The organism is Flavobacterium sp. HBTb2-11-1, from assembly GCF_009826975.1.
In the GTDB taxonomy this organism is placed as follows: domain Bacteria; phylum Bacteroidota; class Bacteroidia; order Flavobacteriales; family Flavobacteriaceae; genus Flavobacterium.
The window spans coordinates 977,104-1,004,097 of the sequence record NZ_WUMO01000001.1; the positions used below are offsets into that span (position 1 = coordinate 977,104).

Consider the following 26,994-nt stretch of genomic DNA (forward strand, 5'->3'; position numbering starts at 1 on the left):
TTGTTTCTAATTTAAAAGATCATCTTTTAGTCCAATTCTTTTCAAGCTGTTTACCATTCTAAAAACAACTTCATCAGAAAAAATAAAGCTAGAAAGTATTTCTTTAATTTCTGTTGCAGTTTGAGGTTGTAGTTCTAGAAGGTTATTTAATTGTGTTTTCGCTTTTGCATCCTCATTCAATAGCGATAGAGAAATTGCTTTTAGCAAAGAATCCCAGATAGTTTCGCTAAAATCCATTTTATCAGCCCAATACAGAGACTTCTGATAATCCTTTTTATGAATGTAATAACAGCAATAGCCAATGGTAATCCACCAAGGGTGCGAAGGATTTATGCGGATTGCATTTTCTAACAAATTGAAACCTTTCTCAAAATACGCGGCAAAAATAAGCATGCAGCCTACTCCTGAAGCAATTCCAGATGAATTAGGATTTATTTTTATGCATTGTTCTGCAGCGGCAAGACAATTATCCTGATCTTTTTTAAAGCAGTTTAAAAGTGTCAGCGCATGCCATGCCTGCTGGCAATTGGGATCGATTGTTAAGGCTTTTGAGACGCAATGACTGCTTTTTTCTATTGTTTTTTTGCAATTGTCTAATCCCAAGGCAAGAGAAGCCAAATGCATTTCGCCAAGCATTGCCCAAACAATGGCATGGTTTGGGGCTAATTCTACAGCTTCGTTTAAATGGGACAGAGCATTAGCATAATTTTGGATCGAATAATAAGACTGATATTCATTGTAACTGCAAATTGCCTTTAATACACTGGAGTTGTCTGCTATTTTAGAAGGTGCAGTTTTTATTATTTCTTTAAAAATAATGCCATAGTATCCGCCCATAGAAGCCACAATATCCTTTACGATTTCATTCTGGATTCTTATGCCATCATCTATTGTAGCGGGTGTAAATAACTTTGTCAATACAAATTTGCCCGAAGAAGAATTTATCAGATTTATCCTGATCTGCAGCTTGTTATCGATAATTTGGATATGACCAGTAATGATAAAATCTGCTCCGACCAGTTGAGCAGCCTCAAGGATATTTTCATTAATTTTTGAAATAATTTCAGAAGGAAAATGGCCAATGACAGATATATCCTGAAAACGGGAGAGTTCGGCACTGATTTCTTCAGAAAGAATCTGCGAAAAAGCTTCCAAATCTGGACGAAGAACCATTGATTTAAAAGGAAAAACTGTAATCACCAGATTTGTTTTTTGGATGCTGGCGAGGGCATCAGCATGCCTAATTTTATTATTATGAATAAATTCTGGGACATAACCGCCTTTTGGGACGTGAATAATTACAGAATTATCTTTGCCGTCTGTTGAATAATACTCATGAAGCAATTTTCTTAATCGTCCTGCATGAATGCGAACCATTGCGTCATCATGAGGGTTAAAATGAGAAGGTCTGCTTAAAGCATTTACTGCTATAGAATATTCTTTGATGAACTTCTGTCTTTCGTCTATAGTTTCTGTAACAATATAACGAAGGAAATTACTTAATAGCGTTGAGTTCTTAAAAGAATAAAACTTTAAAACATTTTCCAGTTCATCATAGATTTTATCCGAGGGGATTTTTTTTATTTCCATAATAAATTATTTAAAATTATTAATATAAAAAAAGTCACACGGCGTATAAAATGTTAAAAACCAAATATTTATGAAGATATAAATTTATGAAAATTTTTAACATGTTAGTATTATTAATCTGATATTTTTAACCGTTAAATGTAACGGTTATTAACTCTAATGGAGCCCTAGTATTACTTATATTTGTTTGATAATCAATGTAAATGCCAGTTGCACTACACTTTTTTTAATAAGAATTGATTTAATATTTTAATCTAAAAATGTTTTGAGTTCTTTTTCCAAAAAAGCGGATTTCTAAAAAAGAATGGTTTTTAGCTATAAAACCCAGATCCAGAACTCTTAGATTTTTAAATAAAAGAGTTTTTTTTCGAGCTAGAATTGAAAAAAGCAGATGAAAAATAGTATCCCACAACAAACAAACTATAATCATTATGAAGAAAAGGTTTTTACAAATGGTAACGATGAGGCATCGGACCATTATAATTTGTTTTCTCATTTCAGCTTTTGCTCAGGCTCAAGATGAAGCGAATAAAAGTATGGAAATCTATGGTTTTATTATGACCGATATTGGTTATAATTTTAATCAGATTCAATCAGATTGGTACGACGTGGTAAGACCAACTAAACTGCCCGCGTTTAAAGATCAGTATGGACCAGACGGCAGTTACTATGCTTCTGTTCGTCAGACTAGATTAGGCTTTAAAAATTATTTTGATACCGGAATCGGAGAATTAAAGACACATTTTGAGTTTGAATTGTTCGGTACGGGTGTAGACGCAGGACAGACTACTTTTCGTCTACGTCACGCTTACGCTGAATTAGGAAAATTTGGAGCAGGACAAACTTGGAGCCCTTTTATGGATATTGGCGTATTCCCAAATTCATTAGAATACTGGGGACCAACCGGAATGGTATTTTTTAGAAATATTCAAATTCGCTACATGCCCATTCAAGGTGATACCCGTTTAACCATTGCATTAGAAAGACCTGGAGCAAGTGCCGATCAGGGTGATTATGCCAACCGTGTGGAACTGCAAGGGGTAAAAGCAAGGTTTCCGCTGCCCGATCTTTCAGCAGAATACCATCACGCTACAAAATGGGGGTATATCGAGTTAGCCGGTATAGTTCGAAAAATTGAATGGAAAGACCAAAATAATGACCAATATAATTTGTCTGGAGATGCTGTAGGCTGGGGGCTTAATTTAAGCACCAACATTAATTTTAGTAAAAATGATGTTTTTAGAGGACAGGTTGTATATGGAGAAGGAATACAAAACTACATGAACGATGCTCCTGTCGATGTAGGTATCGAAAACAATTTTAGCAATCCGGTAACTCCAGTAAAAGGAGTTGCACTTCCGCTAGTTGGGGTCGTAGCCTTTTTAGATCATAATTGGAGCGATAAGTTTAGCACTGCCATAGGATATTCTATGATTGATATCGATAACTCAGATGGACAGACGGATGATGCTTTTAAAAAGGGACAGTACGTTCTGGGAAACCTTTTGTACACTCCTGTCAAAAATTGTATGGTCGGAGTTGAATTTCAGTGGGGTAACCGCGAAAACTTCAACGACGGATGGAGTACCTCTATTAATAAAATACAGTTTTCTTTTAGATATAATTTCTCACAATCATTTTATAAAAGAAATCAGTAAAAGCCTTTTGTTTTTTAATCAATAAAAAAGAAAAATATGTATAAAACTGTACAATATCTGCTATTGTTCGGATTGTCTTTAGGCACTCTTACTGCTCAGACTCGAACCGAAAAAGATCTTCTAGGAGAAAAACAAATTCCTGCAAATGCTTACTATGGCGTGCAGACAGCCCGTGCGTTAGAAAACTTTCAGATAAGCGGGATGACTACGCAATTTTATCCCGACTATGTTAAGGCTTTTGCAATGGTAAAGCTAGCTGCGGCACGTGCCAATGCTGATGTGGGCCGACTCAAAAAAGACAGGCTTGCTGCTATTGAAAAAGCTTGTCAGGCTGTAATTGACGGTAAGTACCATGATCAATTTCTAGTTGATTTGTATCAAGGTGGTGCTGGTACTTCTGCCAATATGAATGTGAACGAAGTTCTGGCCAATATTGCATTGGAACTGAGCGGACATAAAAAAGGAGAATATCAATACATTGAACCTCACGATGATCTGAACATGGGGCAATCAACAAACGATGTCTACCCAACAGCAATAAAAGTGGCATTATTGCTTCATAATGATAAACTGCTGAAAGAGGCCGATCTTTTGGCTAAAGCATTCCATAAAAAAGGAGATGAATTTAAAGACATCATTAAAATGGGACGAACCGAAGGACAGGATGCTGTGCCAATGACCGTTGGACAGGAGTTTCATGCTTTCGGAAATCAGCTTGATGCGGAAATTAACGCTTTAAAAAAATCTGAAGTTTATCTATGCGAACAAAATATGGGAGCGACAGCTATCGGTACAGGAATTACTGCGTCTCCGGGCTATGCAGAAAAAGTAGCCACGCATCTTGCAAAAATTACAGGAAAACCAATCGTAATGAGCAAAGACCTTATTGCGGCCACAACCAGCCAGCAAGGCTTTGTAATGTACTCTTCTACTCTTAAAAGCATGGCGGTTGCACTCGCAAAAATAAGCAGCGATTTGATCATTTTGGCTTCTGGTCCTCGTACTGGTTTCTTCGAAATCAATCTGCCGGCACTTCAGCCTGGATCTTCCATTATGCCAGGTAAAGTAAATCCAGTTATGCCAGAACTTATGAATCAATTGTGTTTTAAAGTTATGGGAAATGATTTGACCGTAACAATTGCCGCACAATCTGGATTATTGCAGTTAAATGCTTTTGAACCTGTTCAAGCCATTGCCATGATGGAATCGCAAGGATTATTTTTTAAAGCCATGCCATTGTTTAGAAAAAACTGTATTGATGGCATTACCGTAAACAAAGACATTTTAGCCCATTATATGGACAGAAGTGTTGGTGTTGTAACGGCTTTGAATCCTGTTTTGGGTTACGAAAAAACAACTGAACTAGCCAAAGAAGCACTGGCAACCAATAAAGGTATTCTAGAACTTATACGCGAAAAGAAATTGCTGACAGAAGATCAAATTAAGAAACTGCTTGATCCAGCAACCTTAACAGGCCAAAAATAACCTCAACCTTAAATAAACACAACATGAAAATAAATATCAACTTTTGCAATAAAATCCTTTTGCTTGTGATGTTGTCACTAAGCATTACCATGTTCGGACAAACAAAACCTAAAGTCCTAATATTGGCAACAGGCGGAACGATTGCCGGTTCTGCTAAAACTGGAGTACAGCCAGGATATACTTCGGGGCAAGTTACCATTGATGCAATGGTAAATGCGATTCCAGATGCTTTGAAAGTAGCCGATATAAAAGGAGAGCAAATTGCTAATGTCGGATCTCAGGATATGTCATTTGAAATTATGCTGAAAGTAGCCAACCGAATTAATGAATTAGCCAACAGCAATGATGTAGACGGTTTTGTAATTACACACGGAACTGATACTATGGAGGAGACGGCTTATTTTTTAAATCTAGCCACCAAAACAGATAAGCCGGTAGTGCTTGTGGGTTCAATGCGTCCATCAACAGCAATTAGTGCAGACGGACCTTTAAATCTTTATAATGCGATTGCCGTTGCCGGTGATCCTAAAGCAAAAGGACGGGGAGTGCTTTTGGTAATGAACGACTGGATTCATTCAGCTCAATCTCTAACAAAAGTGAGTACGACGGCTGTCCAGACTTTTATGTCCCCGCTTCGTGGACTTATAGGCATTACTTCTTACGGAACCAACGATTTCTTTAATTACCCTAGTCAAAAATTTGGGAAAAATTCAGAGTTTGATGTGAAAGGCGTAAGCACTTTTCCTCGTGTAGATATTATTTATGCCGATGCTGATATGAAACCAGATTTGATTGATGCCTCGATAGAGCGCGGTGCCAAAGGAATTGTAATTGCTGGAGTAGGAAACGGAAACATGAACAAAGCTTCTTTAGATGCTTGCGCAAGAGCCAGCAAAAAAGGAATTATCGTAGTTAGAAGCACTCGTGTTGCAACTGGACTTGTAAGCCGAAATGTGGAATGCAATGATGATGAGCTTGGGCTAATTGCTTCATATGCTTTGAATCCGCAGAAATCTAGAATCTTATTGTCAGTAGCATTGCTGAAACAGAGAAGTTTAAAAGAACTACAAAGAATATTCGAAGAATATTAATCTTATTTTTTAAGCAAATCTAAACTTATGATTCTAATACTATTATTGATGCTGATAAAATCATTGCTAAAGGAAACAGCTTTTTTTGGGACTACTAATAAAAGGGAATAATGTAATATCAACTTGAAAATTTAATGTGTATGAAAAATAAAATAGTTATAAGAGCAGTTCTCGCAGGGTTTTGTGTTTTGTTGATTTCCTGCAATACAAAAAAAGACGAAAATGACGTAGTTGACCTAAAGGAAGTCAAGAAACAGATTCAGGCAAAAGAGAATGAATATGCTGCGACATACAATGCAGGTCAGCTCAAAGAAATAGGGTATTACGCAGATGATGCGATAACTTTTTATCAGAACAGACCGCCTATTATTGGCAAGGAAGCCAGATATGAATTTTTAAAATCAGATTTGGCCAATAATACCAATATCATATCATTTGAAACCAAAGAAGTTTTTGTTTCTCGTGACGGGAATATGGTTGTAGAAGTAGGATATTATAAAGTAACAGATTCTACCAAAACGCCAATTAATACAGGAAACTACATGAGTTTTTTTGAAAAAAGAGATGGCAAATATGTCTGTGTAAGAGATATGAGCGCTTCTGATGGATTGGTAGAGTAAAATAGCCCTTTGCCCAAAAGTATTCTGTACATTAAAAACCTATAAAATTTATATTATGAAAAAAATACTATTTATACTGACGTTAACTTTTGCATTGAATGCCACAGCGCAGACTTCTGTTGATGAGATTAATTTAATACAGGATCTTTATGGAAAATCGAAAGCCGATGTGGTCAAAGAATATTTGAGCTTATCTGATGCGCAAGCTACAGCATTTCAGCCTATTTATGATAAATACGAAACGGAACGTAAAGCTTTGAGCCAGCAAAAGATTCTGATTTTAGAAGATTACGGAAAGAATTATGCAACCTTAAGCGATGCTAAAGCGACAGAATTAACTTCAAAAAATTTGAAATACAATCAAGACTCTGAAAAACTCCTTGCCAAAACACATTCTAAATTGGTAAAAGCTATTGGCGGAATTAATGCAGCAAAATTTGTACAGCTTGAGCAGTATCTACAAGTGACCATACGAGCAGAAATTCAAGATGTTATTCCTTTTATTGGAGAATTGGATAAAACCAAAAAACACTAGACGATTTCTGCGTACAGAGTAGAAAGTATAAAAGATCATTTTCTACTCCCTCTTATTAATATTTTATACTCTTACTATGATAAAGATATTTACAAAATATTTGACAGTCGCATTAATCATGTCTGCCCAGTTGATCTTTTGCCAATCGGATAATGATGGTCCAGAACTTGGGCTGCCTGGCGATAATCTTGATCTGTATGCCGTGATGACCCTGTTTCAGAAATCAAAAACCATTGAGGAATTTGAGAAAAACTTAAATCTTGAGAAAACAGGAATCAATAATCTGGATTTGAATCTGGATAAGAAAGTTGACTTTATAAAAGTAATTACAAAGAAAAATGGCAATTCATTTACTTTTATTCTTCAAGTCGCTGTCAACAAAAATGAGAATCAGGATGTTGCTGTTATTTTGGTTGATAAAGATAAAAACGGCAAAGTAAAAATGCAGATTGTAGGCGATGAATTGCTGTATGGTAAAGATTATGTTATTGAACCAGTAAGCAAGTCTTCACCAGCAAAAACAGCAAATCCTGCCTATACAGGAGATGAACCTGTACAAAGCTCGCCAGCCGTAACGGCAGTTGTGGTAGAAACGGTGCCTATTGTACAATATGTCTATTCTCCGGCATATGTGCCGTATTATCCACCTTATTACTACGGATTTTATCCGCCTTATTTCGCCGCTTTTACTGTAATGGCAGTAGGGATTTATCGTCACAACCATTATTACCATCATCATGGTTATCACGGTGGACATTATCATGGCGGGAACAATGTATATATTAATAACAGAAACAGTTTTAATAATTACAACAATAATAAAATGCGTTCTAATACCGTACGCGACAATTCTGCCAATAATAGATACAATACCAATCGAGGCAATTCTCGTCCTTCAGCAAGCACACGCCCATCAGCAGGAAATACTAGTGCATCTGGAAGAACTCGCCAGAGTTCGTCGCCAAGCGCAGGAACTTCAAATCTTAATAGAGGAAGCTCTTCAGGATCTAATTTTAATAGAGGAGGAGGTTCTTCATCAAGACCAAGTGCAGGGCAAATGGGAGGCGGTTCTCGCGGCAGTTTCGGCGGAGGAGGAGGAGGCTTCGGCGGAGGTGGCGGAAGAAGAAGATAGACACTTATTAAAAGCAATTTTGAATATGTCAAAAGTATATTGTTTACTCGTTAAATGAAAGATTTTGCAAACAGGTTAAACTAACTTAAATTATTAATGAAAATGAAAAGTAAAAAGAATCTATTTTTATGTCTTGGAGCATTCATTTCGCTCGTTAGCTGCCAGATTGAAGGACCTGACAGTTATTCGGATTTAGATGTGGTCTACACTGATTACATCTCCGAATATGATTTTGCTGCCCAAGCCACTTATGCAAGACCCAACAAAATTGTTGTCGATGTTAAAATATCTCAAGGCGATACCACTTTTGTTTATATGGAAGATCAATATGCGACACCGATATTTAATCAAATTGATAAAAATATGACTGCATTAGGCTGGACTAAAGTAGACATTAGCGGCAATCCAGATGTATTGTTTACACCAGCTTTTATGAAATCTACAACAGTATTCTACTCATATTGGTATGACTGGTGGTATGGTGGATATTATCCGCCATATTGGGGCTGGTACTATCCGCCCTATGTTTCGGTAAGTTCTTATACAACAGGAAATTTATTGATGACAATATCAGATCCTTCAAGTGTTGGGCCTGGCGGAGTGAGTCCAGCGGTTTGGGTAGCTTCGGCTGCGGGTCTGGTAACTTGGGATTATGATGTTTCAAGAGTAACCAAAGGAATCGATCAGGCTTTTACACAATCACCTTATCTTAAAACTAATTAACCATGAAAAAGATTATAGCAAGCCTAATGTTATTAGGAACAATTAGTTTGAGCGCGCAGAATTCTGTAGTCAATGTGGCATGGTCATTAGGATTTCCCACAGGCGATCTTTCAGATTATATAAGTGATGTAAGCGCACGCGGATTTTCTTTAAGTTATGCAAGATTTGTAAAACCAGAGCTAACAGTTGGTTTCAGCACGGGCTGGAATGTTTTTCATAGCAGTCTTGCTTATGATACTTATACAGAAGGAACTTCTTCTCTTTCGGGCAAACAGTGGAGAACCAATAATGCGATTCCGATTTTGGCCAATGCAAATTATTATTTCAAAAAAAGCGATAAAATAAATTCGTACGCAGGAATGGGAATTGGTATGGTTTACAACCGAAGAAATACAGATATGTATATTTATACCTTAGAAGAGGAATCTTGGAATTTTGCCTTGCAACCCGAAATTGGTTTAGAATATAAAATAGATTCCAAAGTAGCTTTAACCGCTGCTGGTAAATATTATTACTGTTTTGAATCGGGAGAGATTCCCTATCCAACATCCTATTTTGCACTCAATATTGGAGTTTCATTCTTAGGTTGGTAAACGGCGTTTTTTATAATGTTTCATCAGAAAAAATGCGTAAGTCCTTTGGGGTTTACGCATTTTTGGTTTTTATATATGATGTTTTTTTTAAAGTATTCATTTTATTGGTTATCATATAAGATAACCGATTGGTGAAAATATATTATGACATTTGATTATTTAAAATGATATAAAAATTGAAAGAATGGAAACGGTAGAAATAGAGAAAGTAAATTATCTAAAAAAACAATCAACTCAATATTTAAATATTTTAAAAACGGCTGATAAAGGTTACAATGCAGAAATCAGTGTTTTAAATTATTCGGAACTAGGTTGTGTAATAACAAATATGCTAAAGCTGTGTATTTTGGCATTAGAACAAGATAATGGAAAAAAGCTATCTATAGATGTTGGATTAGTTTTAGAACAAGCGCTCCAATTATTTCCAACTGATGAAATGGAGCTCTTAGATATTATTAATGAAATGCACATTAAAGAATCTAGCGTTGAGGTTAAATAAAAAAGCTCCAAAAGAAATTTGGAGCAATCATTCCGTAGGAATGTCTCATCGTTAGAAATGAAATTTGAATCCCGAATACACGTTCCGTAGGAACGTTTGATTGGTAAATGTTTCGCAAATCAGGTGTCCCTACAGGACACAATGTAATGCAATATTTTTTTTCTACCGACGAGATATTTCTAGCGGAATATAAAAATTGTTGCTGATACAAACCAATAGAAAATTTATGCTAAATTTTCTGCAGCAAAGTTTTTGCAATAGTCTTTTATCAGATCTCGAACGCTTCTAAATTGCTCCATTATTTCAGAATCAGTTCCTGTTGCTTTTGCGGGATCAGGGAAATTATAGTGAAATTTGACTGCTTTGGTTGGAAAAAATGGGCATCGTTCTTTTGCATTATCACAAACCGTAATGACAAAGTCAAAATCAATATGAGTATATTCATCAATATTATTTGATGTATGATTCGAAATGTCGATTCCGTCTTCTTTCATTATCAAAATAGCTTTCGGATTAACACCATGAGTTTCTACGCCCGCGCTGTAAACCTCAGCTTTATTTCCTGCAAAAAGTCTCATATATCCTTCAGCAATTTGGCTTCTGCAGCTATTTCCTGTACAAAGTATTAGTATTTTCTTTTTCATAATTAAACGAGTAGCCAAATGATATTTATAATGCAGAATTTTGGCTCAAAACCGAAAATGAGCTGCAGCAAAATAACAGAAGCAGTTATTATAATTGGTTTCTTGTATTTGAAGATTTGTTCTTTCATTTTAGCAGCATCCTGAATTTGGTGTGCAGCAAGAAGCATTGTCATTGGTCAATTGAGTAAGATTGATTTTTTGTTTTTCTGCAGGAATGCCGCAAGCATCTTGTGCTAAACATGCTGTGGTTTTATTTTTTAGAACAAAAGTCTTTCCGTTAAACTCCAAATCATATTTTCCAATTGTGCTGTTTTGATATTCGACTTCAATTTCTAAATCTTCAATATTTAGCTTATCTTCAGACAATTGAATGATGTGCAATAATTTATTCGGCTTTAGACGATGCTCAAAATCATTGGCATCCCAAAGCTGAAAGTTTACTACTTTCTCATTTCTGATTACTCCGCCGCAATCAATAAATTTTTTGGTTACTACTCCAACTTCCGTAACATGAAAATGTTCTGGCACAAAAGTTCCGTTTTCCAATTGAAATTCAACATTCTCTAATGTTGGTAAAATCTGTTTTACTTCTGATAATTTCATTTTGTTTTATTTATTTGTTAATTGCAATATTGCGATATAATTTCTCAAAAAAATGTTTTAGCAACATTTTGATTTTGAAATAGTTTGTGTGATGTTTAAAAAATAGGAGTTTAAAATGTCAATTGTCTTTTCATCGATACAATAGCAAATAGCATTTCCAGAAATATTTCCTTTAATGATTCCCGCATTTTTTAGCTCCTTTAGATGCTGAGAAACGGTAGGCTGCGCAAGAGGCAGCTCGTTTACAATATCGCCGCAAATGCATTCATTCACTTTTAATAAATATTCGATTATGGCAATTCTTGCAGGATGTCCTAACGCTTTGGCAATTGTAGCAATTTGATTTTGTGCGTCTGTAAAATGTTCAGTTTTAGTTGCTCCCATATTTAGTATATTAATATTGCAATATTACGATATTGTTTTTAAATGACGAAATTTTTAATAGATTATTTTAAAGCAAAAAAAGCTCCAGATTTCTCTAGAGCTTTCGCCTTTTATAAAATTATATTTTATTTAACCTCAACAGCCTCAGGAAATTTCCAAGTGCCATTAAGTATTTCTTTGTGCGGACGATAAAGTCTAACCCAATAATTCCATCCATCAGTAACCGGAATACAATTTGGCGTTTTTCCGTCACAGCCTCCAAACTGTATGGTAATTGAACCATCAGCATCTTTTTTTGCCGTGATATTGTTTAAAGTATACATATTGAGATCGTTTTTCTCAAAATAACCCGTTTTATTGTACACACTCACAGACCAAAAACCGTCGACAGGAACATTTTTTATTTTAAGTTTATAAACTGTTTTTCCGTCATTTTTTTTCGGATTTACAGAAAGATACAGCGCATCTTTTTCAGGATTTCCGCCCCAACCGGTAGCGCTTCCAAGCAAATGGCGGGTTTCATCGACTTTTCCTCTTGGGCCAAACATTCCTTTGGTGTCAGACAATTTTTTGGAAACTTCAATTAAAGAATCGCGAACTTTCTTCTGACTTGCCTGATCCCAATTTGGAATATCAAATGTTCCTTTTTCTTTCTGGTCAATTTTAATGGCGTCTTGAAGACCCGTTACAACAGGAAGATCTTTAGGATTATTTGGATCAATAAATGTTCGTATAGCCAACATCAAATAGCGTGTGCCGACTTTCTCTTTAGTAAAAGTAAAAATTCCAGGCGCATAATATGTTTCAGAATATTGATCTTCGTCGATTGTCTGCATAGACATAAAACGTTTCCCTGGGTTGGGAAGCGTTATGGTTACAGGTCCTGCATCGAGATCAAAAACGCCAGAAGAATACAAAACATCACGATTGGCACGAATAACAGTCTGTTTGTCAATTGGCATAAGCGTTCTGTAATGATGCATGTTTCCAACACCGCCCGATTCTTTTACAGAAGTTGAAAAATAAACATCGGTTTCTGCACGGTTGAAATTTGCTGCGGTTACGGTAACACTATTTTCTTGAGCCAAAGAATCTGTTTTTGCAGCAGTCGAATCTTTTAGTGCTTCAGAATCGCCGCTTGATTTTTCTTTTTTACAGGAAGAAATGAGCAACGATATGGTAACTAAAAATATTCCTGATAGCAATTTGTAATTTTTCATACTATTTGAAATTAAAATTAGAAAAATGGTTATGATTTTATTTCTGAATTAGGGTTCTTATTTTACAATTTCTGGAAGAGGCATTTTCCAAACATTATTGATAACATCTGGTTGTGGGCCATAAATTCTCATCACAAATATGAATTTTTCATCTTTAGGTGTCGGAAGCCAGTTGCTTTCTTTGTCTTTTCCAGGAGAGTCTTTTTGTAGATAAATGTTCAAATCTCCATTAGGTTCATATTTTAATCCTTTTGTTTTATTGCCAATAGAATATCTGTTAATTGGATTTCGCACAAGAAAACGTTTAGGAAGATTATACATTGTGATGCTCCAAAAGTATTTGGCTTCAGGCAATTGATCTTTAGTAAATTTCAGTACATACTTATTATTTCCTAAAAGCACCTGATTGTTTTTATCGACGTTGCTTCCAGTATAAACGGCTTCTTCTTTGGTATTTCCGTAAATTCCTGCAGCTGCAGCAATTGCACGGTTGAGGTAGTTATTTTTAAGTTCTGCACGCGTGCCAAAAAGGCTTCCTGCATCTTTAACATTATCTATTTTAGATTCCAATTCTTGTTTGGCTTCGGCAATTCCTTTTTCTATCGCTTTTATCGTTTCTGGCGGATATTTCGAACTGTCAAAAGGTTCGCCAGGCACAATTCCGATTTTAGCAAAGCGTTTTCTAAGTTCTTTTTCGCTGCTGTCTTCGCTCGTATATTGTAATAAAGCATTTAGAGCACTAATAAATTGAAGCGAACTGTAATCGCTTTCTTTCCAGACAGGCAGAGGAAGATTGTATTTTTTTACTGGCGGAGCAGGCTGTTTTGTATATTCATGAAGCGGAATTAATTTGTACTGTGCCTGAATTTTTTTAAGATTTGGCACATCGGCAGGATCGTGTAGTTGTGTACGGCCTACAAGAAAGATCAAATTGGTTTCAGAATGTAAAACCTTATCAATGCCTTTTGGAGTTTCTCCTTTCCAATCTGGCCCTGCAATGAGATATTTTCCAGCATTATTGCCAGTTGCTCGAGATCCAATATATTCAAAATTGAAGGTATAGAGGTCTATAAACTGCATTACATAATATCTGCTTTCTTCAATCTTTGGCACTTCAAGAATAACAGGTTCATCTGAAACATTAAGCGATGCCATTGAGTAAGGCGTATCATTATTGATCGTTATTACTAAAGTATCGGCAGGTGTAGCACTCATTGCTACGCTTTTGAATTTGTTGAATCCTGAATATTCTTTAGCTTCCTTGTTGATTGCGCTAGAATAAATGGTTTTATAATTATAAAAAATCGGATATCCGTATATCCAAGCTTCTTTAGCAATTGCAGTTATGGAGTCGGCAGATGTAGCATTTGCAGTATCTTGTTTATCTTTTGTTTGTTCTTTTTTGCAGCCTGTTACTGCTAGAAGTGCGACGATAAAAAAAGCGGTTAAATTTTTCATAATCAGACGGTTTAATTTCATGTAAGATTTTCTTTGATTTTAAAATTAGATTTTAAAAGAAAAACTCCACTTTTTTGGATGGCAAAAATGGTTGCAAATTATAAATTGCAACCATTTTGAAATAAATTGTACTAAAATGGAAGGGAAACAAAAAAGCCTCAGATTTCTCTGAGGCTTATAAGATTTTAAAAAATACTTCTAGAAGTTAGTATTTATTTTTTTTGAACGATCTGCAATGTACGAGATCAACCAGATTACTTGCCCTTCTTTTACAAAGTAAATTTTCTTTGTTGCGTAGTCTGGAATACTTTCAAGACATGTTACAAGAATGTTGTTTGCCGAAATCAGGTATTTTTGGTCATAAGTGCTTAAAACTCTTGCCGCTTCCTTATTTGTTTTGGCAAGGTTAGTAAACTTACTGAAGTTGTTTTTAAGAATTGCATCATAATCAATAACATCTTGAAGTGTTAAAGTAACATAATGCTCTTTATTAACAGTTTCGTCGTAAAAAAGAGTTGAAAATGCCCAAACGGCACCACCAGATAAATACAATTTATCTTTTTTCGCTAAAGGTGGATTGGCATCAAACAATTCTTTAGTCTTTTTTCGTAGAATTACATTATAATCAAATGATTTTTCCTGATACGTAGACATATCGTTTACTTGACTTTTGTTTACCACTGTTTTTTCGACAGCATCAGTAAGCGTCATGGTTCCGAAACTTAACTCTAAAGGAATAAACTCTAATTTACCGTCTTTAAGTTCGTCAATGTAACCACCTTTGGTAGTTTGAGCACCAATATCAAGAAGGAAAGCGTTGGCAAAATCAACAGGCGGGATAGCACCTTTCACTAGCGTTTTTGCTTCTTCATTAACATCTAAGACCTCTAATTGTTTTCCAGTTAAAAGAGCAATTTTGTTTTTTAGAACATCTAAATTACGAGCAGACGCAAAAACAGGAGCCGCTACGATAAAAATGTTTTCTTCAAGGAGTTTATTCTCAGCTCTAATTTTCTGTAATTGGTTGGTAACCGTCACACTTGTTTTAGTGATGTCTTCTTGAGTAAGTTCGCCATTGGCAGTAATATGATCTGCAAATGGAATTCTCTCAGTCCAGAAAGAAAGAATTTTATAATCGGCTTTTCTGATGTTGTTTACATCAATTACGGAAACTTTTATGGCTCTACGACCAATTTCGATTCCAGCGTAAACACTTTTTTGAGAAAATGCAGTGACAGAAAAAATTAATGTTAAAAGGGGAAAAAATAAAAATTTGGGGTTGTGTTTTTTAAGCATTGCGTTGAATTGTAGTTATAATATATTTGTTTTTAAGAGATTATAAAGTTTCTTTTTTGTGGTATTGATGTGAAAATCACAATTTTAGAATGAAAACAAATGGTTTCATTACGGAATTGCGAATTTAATAAAACATTTAGTAATATAAAATCAGTTATTAAGAAAACGTGATATTAAATTATTGTAAAGAAATAACGGGTTTTATTCTGATAAAGTATATTTATAAAAAACTTTAAACAAATCTGACAATTTCTTTTGAAACATGAATTCTGTATTGGTCTACGGAATGCCGTAAAAAACTTATATGCAATTAGGTTATATTGCAGACAATAACTTTTTAGCATCATTTTTAAATGAAAATAATACAAAGCTTTTGGTCTGGAAATTTAACTGAATTAACCCGCAATTATGGCTGGATTTCTTATAAATATAATTGGCTGAGTTGGATTTTAAGCAGTCATCAGTTAGTGAAATTTCATGAAGATGTTGAACTTTATACAGATCGTTTTGGATATCAAATTTTAATTGAAAAGCTGAATTTGCCTTACGCTAAAGTTCACGTAGTTTTAGATGATTTAAATAATTATCCTAAAGATTTATGGGCTGTTTCTAAAATTAAAGTATATCAGATGCAGAACGAACCTTTTTTGCATGTTGATGGAGATGTTTTTGTATGGGAATCTTTGGAAACTAAATTTAGAAATGCCGCTGTGCTTACCCAAAATTTAGAAATTACCGCTGATAATTATACTAAAATGTGGAACAACATTTCACCAGAACTCCTATATATGCCAGTTGAAATGGAGAATTATCATAAGGCACCAAACAATTTTGCTTGCAATATGGGTGTTGTAGGAGGAAATGACATTGATTTTTTTAAGCAGTATTCCAAAATTAGCATTGATTTTTTAGATAAAAATATAACTGTATCATCAAAAATTAACTGTCTTAATTTTAATTTATTTTTCGAACAGATTTTGTTTTATCAATACGCTCAAAATATAGGAGTAAAGCTTGATTTTTTGTTTGATGAAGTATATAATGATGGCTACTATGATGGTTTTGCAGAGTTTCAGGATGTGCCAGAAAAGAAGTACTTACACTTACTGGGAGAATATAAAAGAAACCCTGCCGTATGCAAAGCTATGGAAGTTTACGTTATGAGAAACTATCCCGAATGTTACTCAAAAATGGCAACCTTAATTAATGAAGCGGAAGGAAATCAAAATGAAATTGAATTTCTGAATAAAGAGAAGGTTGCAGAATTGATTTCAGATTTTGATTATGAGCTGAAAAATAAAAAGCTTGTTGATGACAATTATCTCCTGAAAAGAGATCTATATACCGAAGCTTTACCAAATTATTTTAAAAGTTTAGTAGATAAAGAAGATTTTAATATCGTGTTTCTTAAAGGTTTTGAAGTTGCTACTGGACAGAATGAGGAAGAAGCATCTTTTTTGGAAATAAAAGAACTTAATGAGGTATCTAAAAAATATGAATTGGATGATTTAGATGAAATTGCTTTATCTGAAATTGAGCCAGGAATTCGATATTCAGATTTTATTTCTGAAATGTTGCTTCATTTCGATTATGATTCAGAAGAGTCGAAAAAAGATATTCTGGTTTTATTAAACACTAAACTGATCAGTTATATTGTTTTGAAAATAATTGCTATTTATAAATGATTTTAAAAGAAAAGAATAAAAAAGTATTGTTTAAAGATTTTTATTATCTATTGTTTTTATTGAGATTTTTTGGGTTTTAATATGTTATAAGGTCATTGTAAATGTTAAATTTTTATGCAAATGTGGTTTTCCGTAAGAAAATGTCATTATAAAAAATAATATTTGTGAGTAGAATTGTGATTTTATGAATGCAAATCCAAATAGGAAGTGTGTTGTAGATTTAATTCCATAATTTTTTAAAATATTTAAGTTCGGAAATATCATACTCATTTATGAGGAGATAATATTTGAGCAAAGTGATTAGGTTTCATTTTAAAATAAATAAAAAAAAGTCCTGCGCAGGAATTGACAGAGATTCCAAATGTCTTTAAATTATTGGAAAATATTAATTAATTTAAATTACTTAGTTATGTTTAAAAAAACCGCAAAAAACACAGAAATTAAAAAATTTACTCCAAGTGATGTTCAAAGATTAACTGAAAAAGAGTTAAAACAAACTATGGGAGGTTATCAATACCCTAATCTATGCTTTGATTATGAGTCTGGTAAATATTACAAATGCTAATTAAGTAGATTGTAATACAATAATAATTGATTAAACTGCTGACAGTATTGCCAGCAGTTTTTATAATTGGAAAGTGTTTCACAAAAGGCATAGCAAAAGTATGAAATCGTCAAAATTGTTAGAAGTGATAAGGATTGTAATATTATTGTCCTTGTTTATATATTCGTTAGGTTATATTATTGGTTCTGTTTATAAAAAGTAATTTATTTTAGTTTGTGGTCTAGTCAAGAAATCGCTACAGACATATAACAAAAAGAACATTATATGAGGTTTTTAAAAAGTAACTTGTTTTATATTTTGTTTGCAACTTTTGTCACTCTGTTGTTTTTACTTTATGTTTTTAATAAAGGGGAGATTTTTGGTAGAGTATTAGCAAATTAATATTTTGTACTCGGGATAATCAATTATTTATAATGGAACTCGTGTTTTACTTGTTTGGTTAAAAAATGAAAATGAAAGAATCTTTTATTGAAAATCTTCTTTTAGGAAAGAAGCATAAAAAACTATTGGCTATAATTTATATTAGTATCCTGTTTACCTTAATGTTTTATTTTGCTGGGAAAATTTTTGGTGCTGCACTGTATTTTGCAACTCATTAGAATAAATAATTATTAAGGAAGCACTTTACTAAATGATATCAAAAATAAAAAATATTGTATTCGGACTTAAGCAATGGGAGCTAATATTACTTATAATTCTTCTAAATTTTTTAAATAATTACCTGTTTTCGGTTATTTCAAATCTTTTCGATATTTCTTTAAATAAAGGTTTTAATGATCATTATACAATTAAAGAAAAAAAATAGTTTTATTTGTTATAGCTGCTCCTCTCATTGAGACTTTACTTTTTCAGTATGCTGTTATTGAAATTTTTAAAAGTATAAAAGTGAAATTAAAGTATTGTTGCTTTTTATCAGCTTTTATTTTTGCATCATTCCATCTATATAATATTTTTTATTTTTTATATGCCTTTGTAGGAGGACTTTTGTTTGCTTTTTTATATGTAAGGGGCAAGAATCAAAAAAATGCAATATTATTGCCACTGGTGACGCACATAATCTATAATGGATTAGTTTTTATTAGCAAATATTATTTTGCTTAATATGTGAAGTGCAATTCATTTGTGACTGATAAGATATAGTACAAAAAGCTCCAGATTTCTTTGAAGCTGCTCGTCAACAGGAGGATTTTATTTACCAATAGCATAAGTTATTCCACCAAGTAAATGCTGTACAAAAAGAGGATCATTGTAACTTTCAGCGGTATGTCCTAAAGCAGTGTAAAATACCCTGCCGCCATCATATTCGTGATACCATGCCAAAGGATGATTATCGCCATGTTTACCGCCTTTATATGAAGACTCATCAATTTTTATAAGCACATTTACGTTTGAATTTGAATATTTAAAATTGTACCATTCATCTTTTCTTTCCCAAATTGCTGGAAGATGTTTTGTAGATGGATGTTCGTGATCTACAACTATAAGCTTAGCATTCTGTGGTTCAGGATGCCCGTCAAAAATTCCGCCGATCATTTCTGTGTACCAAGACCAATCTGGTTCGCAGTTTGTGGCCGAATGAATGCCAACAAAACCATTTCCATTTTGTATAAATTTTTGTAATGCCAGTTTTTGGCTTTCGTCCAAAACATGGCCTGTGGGACTTAAAAATATAATGGCTTGGTATTGTTTTAAATTTTTCGAATTAATTGCCAGAGAATCTTCAGTAGCATCTACTATAAAATGATTTTCCTGCCCCAGTTTTTTTATCGCTGCAATTCCAGCAGGAATGCTTTCATGTCTAAAACCGTTGGTTTTGGAAAAAATAAGCACTTTTTTGATTTTATAAGAAACTGTATGTTCTTTGTTTATATGGAAAGAAACTAGAAAGCAGCTTGTTAGTACAATAAAGCTGAATAAAAATGATTTTTTTATCGAAAATAGATGGTTCATTTTGGAAAATTTTATTTTGGGAAGATAGAAAAAAAATATTTCTGTTGAGCGTGTTTTCTAGGCTATTACAAAATGGCACTTTCTGAATAATCGGTAGAGATTGCTATTGGTGTTTCTTCTGTAGACAATTGAAAAGCTTCACAAGCGTTTCAAAATTTGCGTTTTAAAAAAAAATCAGATATTTGATGCTAAAAGTCTCATTCGCAATTATTTTTTAAAAAGGTAATCACAATAATATGAACTATCAAAATATTGTTCCCGAAGACTCTATTTCGCTTTTTGTGAAAAACATATGGGTGTTTGAAAATGACGATAAAAATACAGACACAACATTGCCTTTTTTTGCAGACGGCTGTCCAGGCTTGATGTTTCAGAAGACTGATAACGGATTAGTCGTAAAACCTCATGATAAAAAGATGCCAGAAGTTTTTCTTTACGGCCAAACCATTCTGCCAATTGAGCTTGAGATTTCTGGTGCATTTCTTATTATTGTTTTTCAGCTGTATCCGTATGCCTTAAAGGCATTTTTTGATATTCCACCCCAGAGCATAAACGATAATTGCTATTACTTTGATAATACTGAAGAAGATATAAAGTGGCTTAAAAACCAATTGGAATTGAGTGAAAGCGTAAAAGATAAAATTGAAATTATATCAGAATTGCTTTTACGGTACTTTGAAAAGAAAAAGGAAAACCTTGATCTTGAAATACGACAAGGCATAGAATGCATCTTTCAAACAAAAGGTCAGGAAAGTATACGCTCGATTGCCAATAAATTAAAGTTTAATATTCGCACCTTTGAGCGAAGGTTTCTGAGAGAAACAGGGCTTACTCCTAAGCAATTTGCCAAGATTATCCAATTTCAAGCTTCATTGGATCAATTGACTGTGAGAGATTATACCAAACATACCGATATTGTGTATGAAAATGGATTTTCAGATCAATCTCATTTTATAAAAGTTTTTAAAGCTTTTACTGGTAAAACTCCAAAATCATTTGAGAGTTAGTAGTCGCTGTCGCTTTTATTCTATTTTTGATCATTTATCTATTGCAATTTTGTATCACTAATTTTAATTATTGATATAAAATGAAACTAATAATCTTTGGAGCCACTGGTACAGTTGGCATTGAAATCGTAAAACAAGCATTAAAAAATGGTGATGAAGTAACAGCCTTTGTTCGTGATCCCCAAAAAATGCAAAACATTTCTCATCCTAATCTTCATATTTATGTAGGTGATGTTTTGAGTTTGAATGATGTTGAAAACGCGTTGCAGAATCAAGAAGCAGTTTTTTGTGCTTTAGGCGATGGCAGAAAAGGTAAAATACGTGCTGAAGGAACAAAAAATATTATTGTGGCGATGAGAAATAAAGGATTAAATAGGCTGATTTGCCAAACGACTCTCGGCTTGGGCGAAAGCTATGGAAATCTTAATTTTATCTGGAAACATATTATGTTCGGGATGTTGCTAAAAAAAGCATTTCAAGACCATAAATTGCAAGAAAAATATATTTTGGACAGTAATTTGGATTATACAATTGTTCGACCTAGTGCTTTTACGGATGACCAAATTACCAATACGTATCGCATCGGTTTTGATGGAAATTATAAAAAACTCAATCTAAAAATTGCCCGCAAAGAAGTTGCCGATTTTATGATACGCCAGCTAAATACCAATGAATATTTAAAAAGAACAGTTAGCATTTCCAATTAAAATGAGAGCATCAAATATCCTACTAATTATTACGGGAACGATAGCAGCATTAATGGCTGGGCTTTTCTTTTCGTACTCGATTTCGGTGAGCTTAGGATTGGGGAAACTAAACGATAAAGAATTTCTAAATGCCATGCAGAACATTAATCGAGAGATTCAAAATATTCCATTTTTCATTTGTTTTTTTGGCACTTTACTTTTGCTTCCAATTACTAGTTTTCTGCATTACAAAAAGAAAACGTTTCTGTTGCTCTTTATAGCTTCCCTGTTTTATTCAATTGGTGTGTTTGCTGTAACGATGTTTGTAAACGTTCCTCTGAATAATAAGCTGGAGTTGTTTGAACTTTCAAATGTTTCAAGTGCAAGTGCGAGACAAATGAGAAATATCTTCGAAGACCGTTGGAATTTTTGGAATAATATAAGAACGCTGTCTTCTTTATGCAGCGTTTTTTTAATTATTCTAGCTTGTGTTTATAATTCGCCTAAAACTAGAAATATTGGTTTTGATAGATGAAATGTTAACAAATAGATTTAGTAATGTGCAATAAAACAGCTCTAGAAAAAACTGAAGCTGTTTTTTATTTTAGTTGACTTGTAATAAAGAATATCTCAATTTTTAATGATGCCTATTAATTTCAAAATAAAGCTCAGGTAATATAACTTTGATATCCTGTGCAGTTTCTTCTTTAAACCAATGCAATATGAAATTTACCTTGGCGCTTTTTAATTCGTACTGTTTTGATTTCATTATTTCGATTTTCTCAATGAAATGTTTTGAGAATTTCAACACAGATTGACCACTTGAGTTTAGGCATTCGTTACTTTCAACAAAAAGCATTTCTCCACACGTGAGTTGAGAAACTAAAGTTTGTCTTTCTATAAAGAAGTCTAGCCAAATATCTTTTAAGGTCGCATGAACAGCAATTTTATCAGGAGGCATATAAATTTCAAGATCATTTTTATGTTCAAGATTTTCAGCAGTTAAAAAATTGAGATAATCTCCATTTAAATGGATGTTTAAATTGCGTTTGGCTCGAGTCATGGCTACGTACAATTGACGTTTAGCTTCATTTGTAATTGCATTAAAGTTTTCAAGTAAGAGATATACATTATCAAACTCTTTTCCTTTAGCTTTATGGATGGTTGATACAAAAATTGTTTCGCCATTTTCACTATAAAAATCCTCCAATTTAGATTCCCTAATTAAAACTTCCAAATCAGATTTGTATTTTCTATTAGGATTAGTAGTTTCAAAATCTTTTATGATATTCTGACAAATCTCCAGTTTGTTGCTTTTGCGGAAAGTGTTATTTAGCTCAATTTTTGCGTTATCCCAAATTTCATCACTAATGGTGTAAACACCCGATTCAGAATCTATTTTATTCAATAAAAATCTAACTTCAACAAGATTGGACAAATTAAAACCATCATTAGATTGTATTAATTTTGCCGGTATGCCGTTTTTTAAAAGCAATCCTGCGATTTTTATAGCTTCTTCGTTAGTTTTCGTAATTACACAAGTAGTTCCAGAAAGATCTGCGTTGCATACGTCGTGTACCAAAGGTGTTATCAAATTGCCATTTTGGTGCGTAACAATCTTGATTTTTCCATTATCAGTTTGATTTGCAATAATTGGTGTTTCTTTTAGACGGTGCTGGATTTGTTGAACAAATTGATTTGTAAACATAACCAAATTGTTTTTGCTGCGATAATTTTCGACCAATTCATGTTTTATTGCTTTATTTTGATAGATGAACTGTTCAAGATATTTAGAACTCGCTCCCCTAAATTCATAAATATTTTGATCATCATCTCCAACTGCAATAACTCTCATATCCTCATTCTGCTCAAGCAAAGCGTTTATTAGTGCAAACTCATCAGAATTCATATCTTGGGCTTCGTCGATGACCAAAACAGTTTTAGTTATTTTATTAGTTTCAACATCACCGTTTTTAATTTTTTCGACTGTAGTGTTTAAAATATCGCTAGATTTTTCTAAAGTGCCAACCTTGCCTAAAAGATCAAAACAATAAGAATGAAATGTCTTAATGTCGATAAAATTGGCTGCATTACCTATAAGCTTTAATAAACGCTTTTTAAATTCGATAACGGCAGCTCTTGAGAACGTCAACATGAGCAATTGTTCATGTTTTACATCTTCCATTAACAATAGCGAAGCCAATTTATGGACCAATACCTTCGTTTTGCCACTGCCTGGACCCGCAGCAACAACGATATGTTGTGTTTCATTGTCTTTTATAATTTTTAATTGTGCGGGAGAAAGTTCTCCAAATAGCTGTCTAAATTTTGCTGGAGTAATATTTCTTTTAATCTCGTTCTGTCTTTCGCTTCCTTTAAAATATTTATTTAAAAAGGAACTGTAGTTGAGCTGAAAATAATCTTCTACAAACTGAAGTGCATTTTTGTAATCATTAATCATTCTTTGAGCATATTCGCCCACTATGTGAATTTGCTGGACTTTGCTTTCATAAAATTGATTGAGTTTTTGATAATCGTCTTTAGTATATCGTTTTTTATTATCCTGTTCAGTTCGCTCGATTGTTAAAGCATTATAAACCACAAGAAAACCGCCTTCGATCTTTATTGCTTCGATGCGCGAAAGATAGAATAATGTATCTTCAATGTCATAAATAGTTATTTCTTTTTTGAAAAGATTGGAGCTGTTATCATAAGCAACTTTTAGTTCGTGTACTGAAAACTCGACCAAAATTTCATCTTTATCTGTCTGGTTTTTTGCAGTTTCGGAACTGGTTTTGTTAAAAAAGAAGTCAACAATAAATTTTGCAAGTTCGTATCGTATTTCAAGTTTATCAGTTAATTGCTTCTTGCTTTGAAGGCAGAGTATAGCAATATGGTTCTTAAAATGATCTAAGTTTTTTCTTTTAATCCAGTTTTTAATAGACCAAAAGTTAATTATCGTTTTTATTTTATTGGTGTTTACGCCTTCACAGCCCTCTTTTTCAGCAAACTCATTTAATTCTTTCAAATGAAAAATACTCTCATCTTCTTTTAATAACGACAATAAAAACTTTTCAATTTTGCTGTATGACTCTACAATGGCTAAAGACCGATTTTTATGGTCTGTATTTTTTATAAATGCAGTCAAATCTTTGGCATCGGCCAGAATATTTTCTTCTCGCAATAAGCTTATAATATTGATGACTTCTTCTCGGACAATGCCTAAATGATCACTAATATAGTCTACTCTCGATTCTGGAGTTTCGCTGTTAGTTTCTTTTCTGCTTTTACTAGAAAAGAGTTTTTTCATGATGCGTACACCTTGTTCCTTTTGCTTTTCTTCAAATTTTTTCGAAGCTTCTATTTTGTTAATAGCTTCCTGTGCATTTTTAGATAAAATGCTGCTGGCAAACACCCTTGGCATGTTCTGCCCACGCTTTAAATAACCTGCATCCTCCAAGGCTGCTATTGCTGTAGTTACACGTGTTTCAATTTCTGCAACATTATCATCCCAACCTGCTTTTCGGGCAATTTCTAATGCAGAATTAGATACCTTAGATCGAAATCTAGTAATATCCTTTATTGCTTTCCAAACCTGCTGGATTTCTTTTATAGAAAGTTTGGTTTGGTTAAGAAGAATAAAATGTTTGCTGAGGTCCTCCTCATTAAACAATACAAAACAATCGCCTGATATATTTTCATCCCTGCCTGCACGTCCAGCTTCCTGAACATAATTTTCGAGCGAATCGGAGATTTCATAATGAATGACTAACCCTATATCTTTTTTGTCTACTCCCATACCAAATGCAGAAGTGGCTACCATAATTTGAGTTTCGCCATTTAAAAAGGAATTCTGGTTTTCATTCTTCTCCTTTTTGTCCATTTTCCCATGGTATGGTTTAGCATTAAAGCCATCTTTTAATAGCTGGTCAGCTAACTTATTGGCTTTAAGTGTTCTGGATACATAAATAATTGTTGGACAGTTTTTCTCTTCAATTAAGTCTCTCGTAGCCAAATATTTTTCTTCTTCATTTTGCTTTTCAAAAACTCTATACTGAAGATTAGTTCTTGATGCTTTTGATGTAAATAATTCAAGTTCGATTGATAATTTTTCTCTAAAATAGTCTCTTATGTCTTCAATTACCTTTTGTTTGGCTGTTGCGGTAAAGCAGGATACTGGTATACCTTCGTCTAGATTTTTCTTTTCTTGAATTAATTTTATAAAATCGCCAATATATAAATAATCAACCCTAAAATCTTGTCCCCATGATGAAAAACAATGCGCTTCATCAATTACAAAACGAGCTATTTTTCTTCCTAAAATTAGCTTCTCGATACTCTTTGAGCGAAGGGATTCAGGTGAAATGTATAGAATAGAAGCAGAACCATCTTCAATTCTTTCAAATGATTTTGCTCTTTCAATTGGGTCTAATAGTCCATTAATAGTTACCGCTTGCGTTATTCCATTTTTTTCAAGGTTGTCAACTTGATCTTTCATTAAAGACTGGAGCGGAGAAATTATAATAGTTAGTCCTTTTGAGTTTTCTGCACTCATAAGTGCTGGAACTTGAAAAGTAATTGATTTTCCTCCACCAGTTGGAAAAACGGCCAGAACAGATTTATTGTTGACAGCTGCATTAACAGCTTTTTCCTGAAGAGGTTCGCCTCCATAAGTACGATAGGAATCAAAACCAAAGAATTTTTTTAATCCTTTGTGAATGTTCAGAGCATTATTGCAATAATTGCATCCAGTTATGCAAGGTTTGCTTCGTAATATTAACATTATGCTTTCTACCTCAGGATAGTTCTTTAGAACCCAGGGAGGCGTAATGGAGTAAACGTTTCTGTGAACTATAAATGAATTAATAAGCGATAGGCAGTAAGCCAATTCAATGGGATGTTCAGCCTTTATTTTGCTAATATTTGAGTGTTCGCAAATTTCACCTTGGAATTTTAATCTAATCTGCGATTCCAAATCGGATCTAGTACTCTTATAATTTATAAAACGAAAAAAAGCACCAAATTCTTTTGTGGGATGTAAAAGAGAATAAAAAATTTCTTTAAGTACTTCATCAATTTGTGAAAAAGCGGCAACTTCGCCATTGAATAAATCACGCGCCTTAATCGAATCGTTTAATGGATTATTAAGTTCTTCTGTCTGAAGTTTATCATCTTTTAATAAGGCATGGTAAGGTTTTGTTGGAAATAGTAGGGGAGATAAATGTAAAGTATCAATGACGTTTAAAGGAGGAATGCCAGCTTCATTGATAGTTTGGTCAATATATTTAATATCATGATTTAAGATGTTATGACCGCAGATATACTCGCTTCCTTTGAGGAACTTGGCAAAATCTCCTAAAGAAGCGCTATGAAAACGATTTCCGTCTTCTTTAATTGCACCTATATCCAGGATTTTACCTTTAGCCGATTCGATTTCGGTATCTATAAAGGTAATTAACAAGGTGTTATTTTGTTTATCTATTGCCATTAAACACAACGAGATTATATTTGATTTTTCTAATGAAAATAAATAGGCAAATATTTAAATAAGAGGATGATATAGAGCTAAT

The 26,994-nt window shown here is 33.5% G+C and carries 25 protein-coding genes; 16 read left to right on the plus strand and 9 right to left on the minus strand.

Annotated elements, in window-relative coordinates; all coding sequences use genetic code 11:
* Positions 1–6: 6 nt before the first annotated feature.
* The gene (locus GR162_RS04380) at positions 7–1,590 is read right to left on the minus strand and encodes a hypothetical protein (protein WP_160781122.1); all 1,584 of its coding nucleotides are present in this window, start codon (positions 1,588–1,590) and stop codon (positions 7–9) included.
* 431 nt (positions 1,591–2,021) lie between these two features.
* On the opposite strand from GR162_RS04380, the gene GR162_RS04385 reads away from it, so the two are divergent.
* The 9 genes from GR162_RS04385 to GR162_RS04425 all read left to right on the plus strand — a co-directional run bounded on the left by GR162_RS04385 (position 2,022) and on the right by GR162_RS04425 (position 9,926).
* Complete coding sequence (locus GR162_RS04385; protein ID WP_237421281.1) at positions 2,022–3,248, plus strand: DcaP family trimeric outer membrane transporter; 1,227 nt, start codon at positions 2,022–2,024, stop codon at positions 3,246–3,248.
* Positions 3,249–3,284: 36 nt separating this feature from the next.
* Positions 3,285–4,733 (plus strand): aspartate ammonia-lyase, encoded by a 1,449-nt coding sequence (locus tag GR162_RS04390; RefSeq protein WP_160781123.1) that lies wholly within the window; start codon positions 3,285–3,287, stop codon positions 4,731–4,733.
* Positions 4,734–4,756: 23 nt separating this feature from the next.
* On the plus strand, positions 4,757–5,824 hold the full coding sequence (locus GR162_RS04395; RefSeq protein ID WP_202393892.1) for a type II asparaginase: 1,068 nt from the start codon (positions 4,757–4,759) through the stop codon (positions 5,822–5,824).
* Positions 5,825–5,964: 140 nt separating this feature from the next.
* Positions 5,965–6,444 carry a DUF4440 domain-containing protein gene (locus GR162_RS04400; RefSeq protein WP_160781124.1) on the plus strand — a complete coding sequence of 160 codons (480 nt, stop codon included), beginning with the start codon at positions 5,965–5,967 and terminating at the stop codon, positions 6,442–6,444.
* 55 nt (positions 6,445–6,499) lie between these two features.
* Entirely contained in the window at positions 6,500–6,979 is a 480-nt protein-coding gene (locus tag GR162_RS04405) for a hypothetical protein (RefSeq protein WP_160781125.1), read from the plus strand.
* 76 nt (positions 6,980–7,055) lie between these two features.
* Positions 7,056–8,111 carry a hypothetical protein gene (locus GR162_RS04410; protein WP_237421282.1) on the plus strand — a complete coding sequence of 352 codons (1,056 nt, stop codon included), beginning with the start codon at positions 7,056–7,058 and terminating at the stop codon, positions 8,109–8,111.
* Between the two features lie 102 nt (positions 8,112–8,213).
* Positions 8,214–8,834, plus strand: coding sequence for a DUF4136 domain-containing protein (locus GR162_RS04415; protein WP_237421283.1), 621 nt, complete (start codon positions 8,214–8,216; stop codon positions 8,832–8,834).
* Positions 8,835–8,836: 2 nt separating this feature from the next.
* Positions 8,837–9,427, plus strand: coding sequence for an outer membrane beta-barrel protein (locus GR162_RS04420; protein WP_160781127.1), 591 nt, complete (start codon positions 8,837–8,839; stop codon positions 9,425–9,427).
* Between the two features lie 184 nt (positions 9,428–9,611).
* Positions 9,612–9,926 (plus strand): hypothetical protein, encoded by a 315-nt coding sequence (locus GR162_RS04425; RefSeq protein ID WP_160781128.1) that lies wholly within the window; start codon positions 9,612–9,614, stop codon positions 9,924–9,926.
* Positions 9,927–10,150: 224 nt separating this feature from the next.
* Here GR162_RS04425 and GR162_RS04430 read toward each other — a convergent pair whose 3' ends face one another.
* From GR162_RS04430 to GR162_RS04455, 6 genes are all read right to left on the minus strand, one after another.
* A complete protein-coding gene (locus GR162_RS04430) occupies positions 10,151–10,570 on the minus strand; it encodes an arsenate reductase ArsC (protein ID WP_160781129.1) in 420 nt (139 codons plus the stop codon).
* 129 nt (positions 10,571–10,699) lie between these two features.
* Positions 10,700–11,173 (minus strand): DUF6428 family protein, encoded by a 474-nt coding sequence (locus tag GR162_RS04435; RefSeq protein ID WP_160781130.1) that lies wholly within the window; start codon positions 11,171–11,173, stop codon positions 10,700–10,702.
* 57 nt (positions 11,174–11,230) lie between these two features.
* Positions 11,231–11,557: a helix-turn-helix transcriptional regulator gene (locus GR162_RS04440; protein ID WP_111362835.1), complete on the minus strand. Its 327-nt coding sequence runs from the start codon at positions 11,555–11,557 to the stop codon at positions 11,231–11,233.
* A 125-nt stretch (positions 11,558–11,682) separates the two neighbouring features.
* The gene (locus GR162_RS04445) at positions 11,683–12,777 is read right to left on the minus strand and encodes a DUF1254 domain-containing protein (RefSeq protein WP_160781131.1); all 1,095 of its coding nucleotides are present in this window, start codon (positions 12,775–12,777) and stop codon (positions 11,683–11,685) included.
* A gap of 57 nt (positions 12,778–12,834) precedes the next feature.
* The gene (locus tag GR162_RS04450; protein WP_160781132.1) at positions 12,835–14,235 is read right to left on the minus strand and encodes a DUF1254 domain-containing protein; all 1,401 of its coding nucleotides are present in this window, start codon (positions 14,233–14,235) and stop codon (positions 12,835–12,837) included.
* A 198-nt stretch (positions 14,236–14,433) separates the two neighbouring features.
* Positions 14,434–15,531: an exopolyphosphatase gene (locus tag GR162_RS04455; protein ID WP_160781133.1), complete on the minus strand. Its 1,098-nt coding sequence runs from the start codon at positions 15,529–15,531 to the stop codon at positions 14,434–14,436.
* 353 nt (positions 15,532–15,884) lie between these two features.
* Between GR162_RS04455 and GR162_RS04460 the strand changes: the two genes are divergently transcribed.
* The 4 genes from GR162_RS04460 (at position 15,885) to GR162_RS22385 (ending at position 18,882) form a co-directional block, all read left to right on the plus strand.
* The gene (locus GR162_RS04460) at positions 15,885–17,216 is read left to right on the plus strand and encodes a DUF6734 family protein (RefSeq protein WP_160781134.1); all 1,332 of its coding nucleotides are present in this window, start codon (positions 15,885–15,887) and stop codon (positions 17,214–17,216) included.
* Between the two features lie 409 nt (positions 17,217–17,625).
* Complete coding sequence (locus tag GR162_RS04465; RefSeq protein WP_160781135.1) at positions 17,626–17,781, plus strand: hypothetical protein; 156 nt, start codon at positions 17,626–17,628, stop codon at positions 17,779–17,781.
* A gap of 446 nt (positions 17,782–18,227) precedes the next feature.
* Positions 18,228–18,380 carry a hypothetical protein gene (locus tag GR162_RS04470; protein WP_160781136.1) on the plus strand — a complete coding sequence of 51 codons (153 nt, stop codon included), beginning with the start codon at positions 18,228–18,230 and terminating at the stop codon, positions 18,378–18,380.
* Between the two features lie 202 nt (positions 18,381–18,582).
* Positions 18,583–18,882 carry a CPBP family intramembrane glutamic endopeptidase gene (locus GR162_RS22385; RefSeq protein ID WP_160781231.1) on the plus strand — a complete coding sequence of 100 codons (300 nt, stop codon included), beginning with the start codon at positions 18,583–18,585 and terminating at the stop codon, positions 18,880–18,882.
* An 87-nt stretch (positions 18,883–18,969) separates the two neighbouring features.
* On the opposite strand, the gene GR162_RS04480 is transcribed toward GR162_RS22385, so the two are convergent.
* Positions 18,970–19,731: a ThuA domain-containing protein gene (locus GR162_RS04480; protein ID WP_160781137.1), complete on the minus strand. Its 762-nt coding sequence runs from the start codon at positions 19,729–19,731 to the stop codon at positions 18,970–18,972.
* Positions 19,732–19,967: 236 nt separating this feature from the next.
* Here GR162_RS04480 and GR162_RS04485 point away from each other — a divergent pair, with 236 nt between their 5' ends.
* From GR162_RS04485 to GR162_RS04495, 3 genes are all read left to right on the plus strand, one after another.
* On the plus strand, positions 19,968–20,738 hold the full coding sequence (locus GR162_RS04485; RefSeq protein WP_160781138.1) for a helix-turn-helix domain-containing protein: 771 nt from the start codon (positions 19,968–19,970) through the stop codon (positions 20,736–20,738).
* A gap of 80 nt (positions 20,739–20,818) precedes the next feature.
* Positions 20,819–21,445, plus strand: coding sequence for an NAD(P)-dependent oxidoreductase (locus GR162_RS04490; RefSeq protein ID WP_160781139.1), 627 nt, complete (start codon positions 20,819–20,821; stop codon positions 21,443–21,445).
* A gap of 1 nt (position 21,446) precedes the next feature.
* Positions 21,447–21,959 (plus strand): DUF1772 domain-containing protein, encoded by a 513-nt coding sequence (locus GR162_RS04495; protein WP_160781140.1) that lies wholly within the window; start codon positions 21,447–21,449, stop codon positions 21,957–21,959.
* Positions 21,960–22,061: 102 nt separating this feature from the next.
* Here the strand turns inward: GR162_RS04495 and GR162_RS04500 are convergent, their stop codons facing one another.
* Positions 22,062–26,912 (minus strand): RecQ family ATP-dependent DNA helicase, encoded by a 4,851-nt coding sequence (locus tag GR162_RS04500; protein WP_160781141.1) that lies wholly within the window; start codon positions 26,910–26,912, stop codon positions 22,062–22,064.
* Between the last annotated feature and the right edge of the window lie 82 nt (positions 26,913–26,994).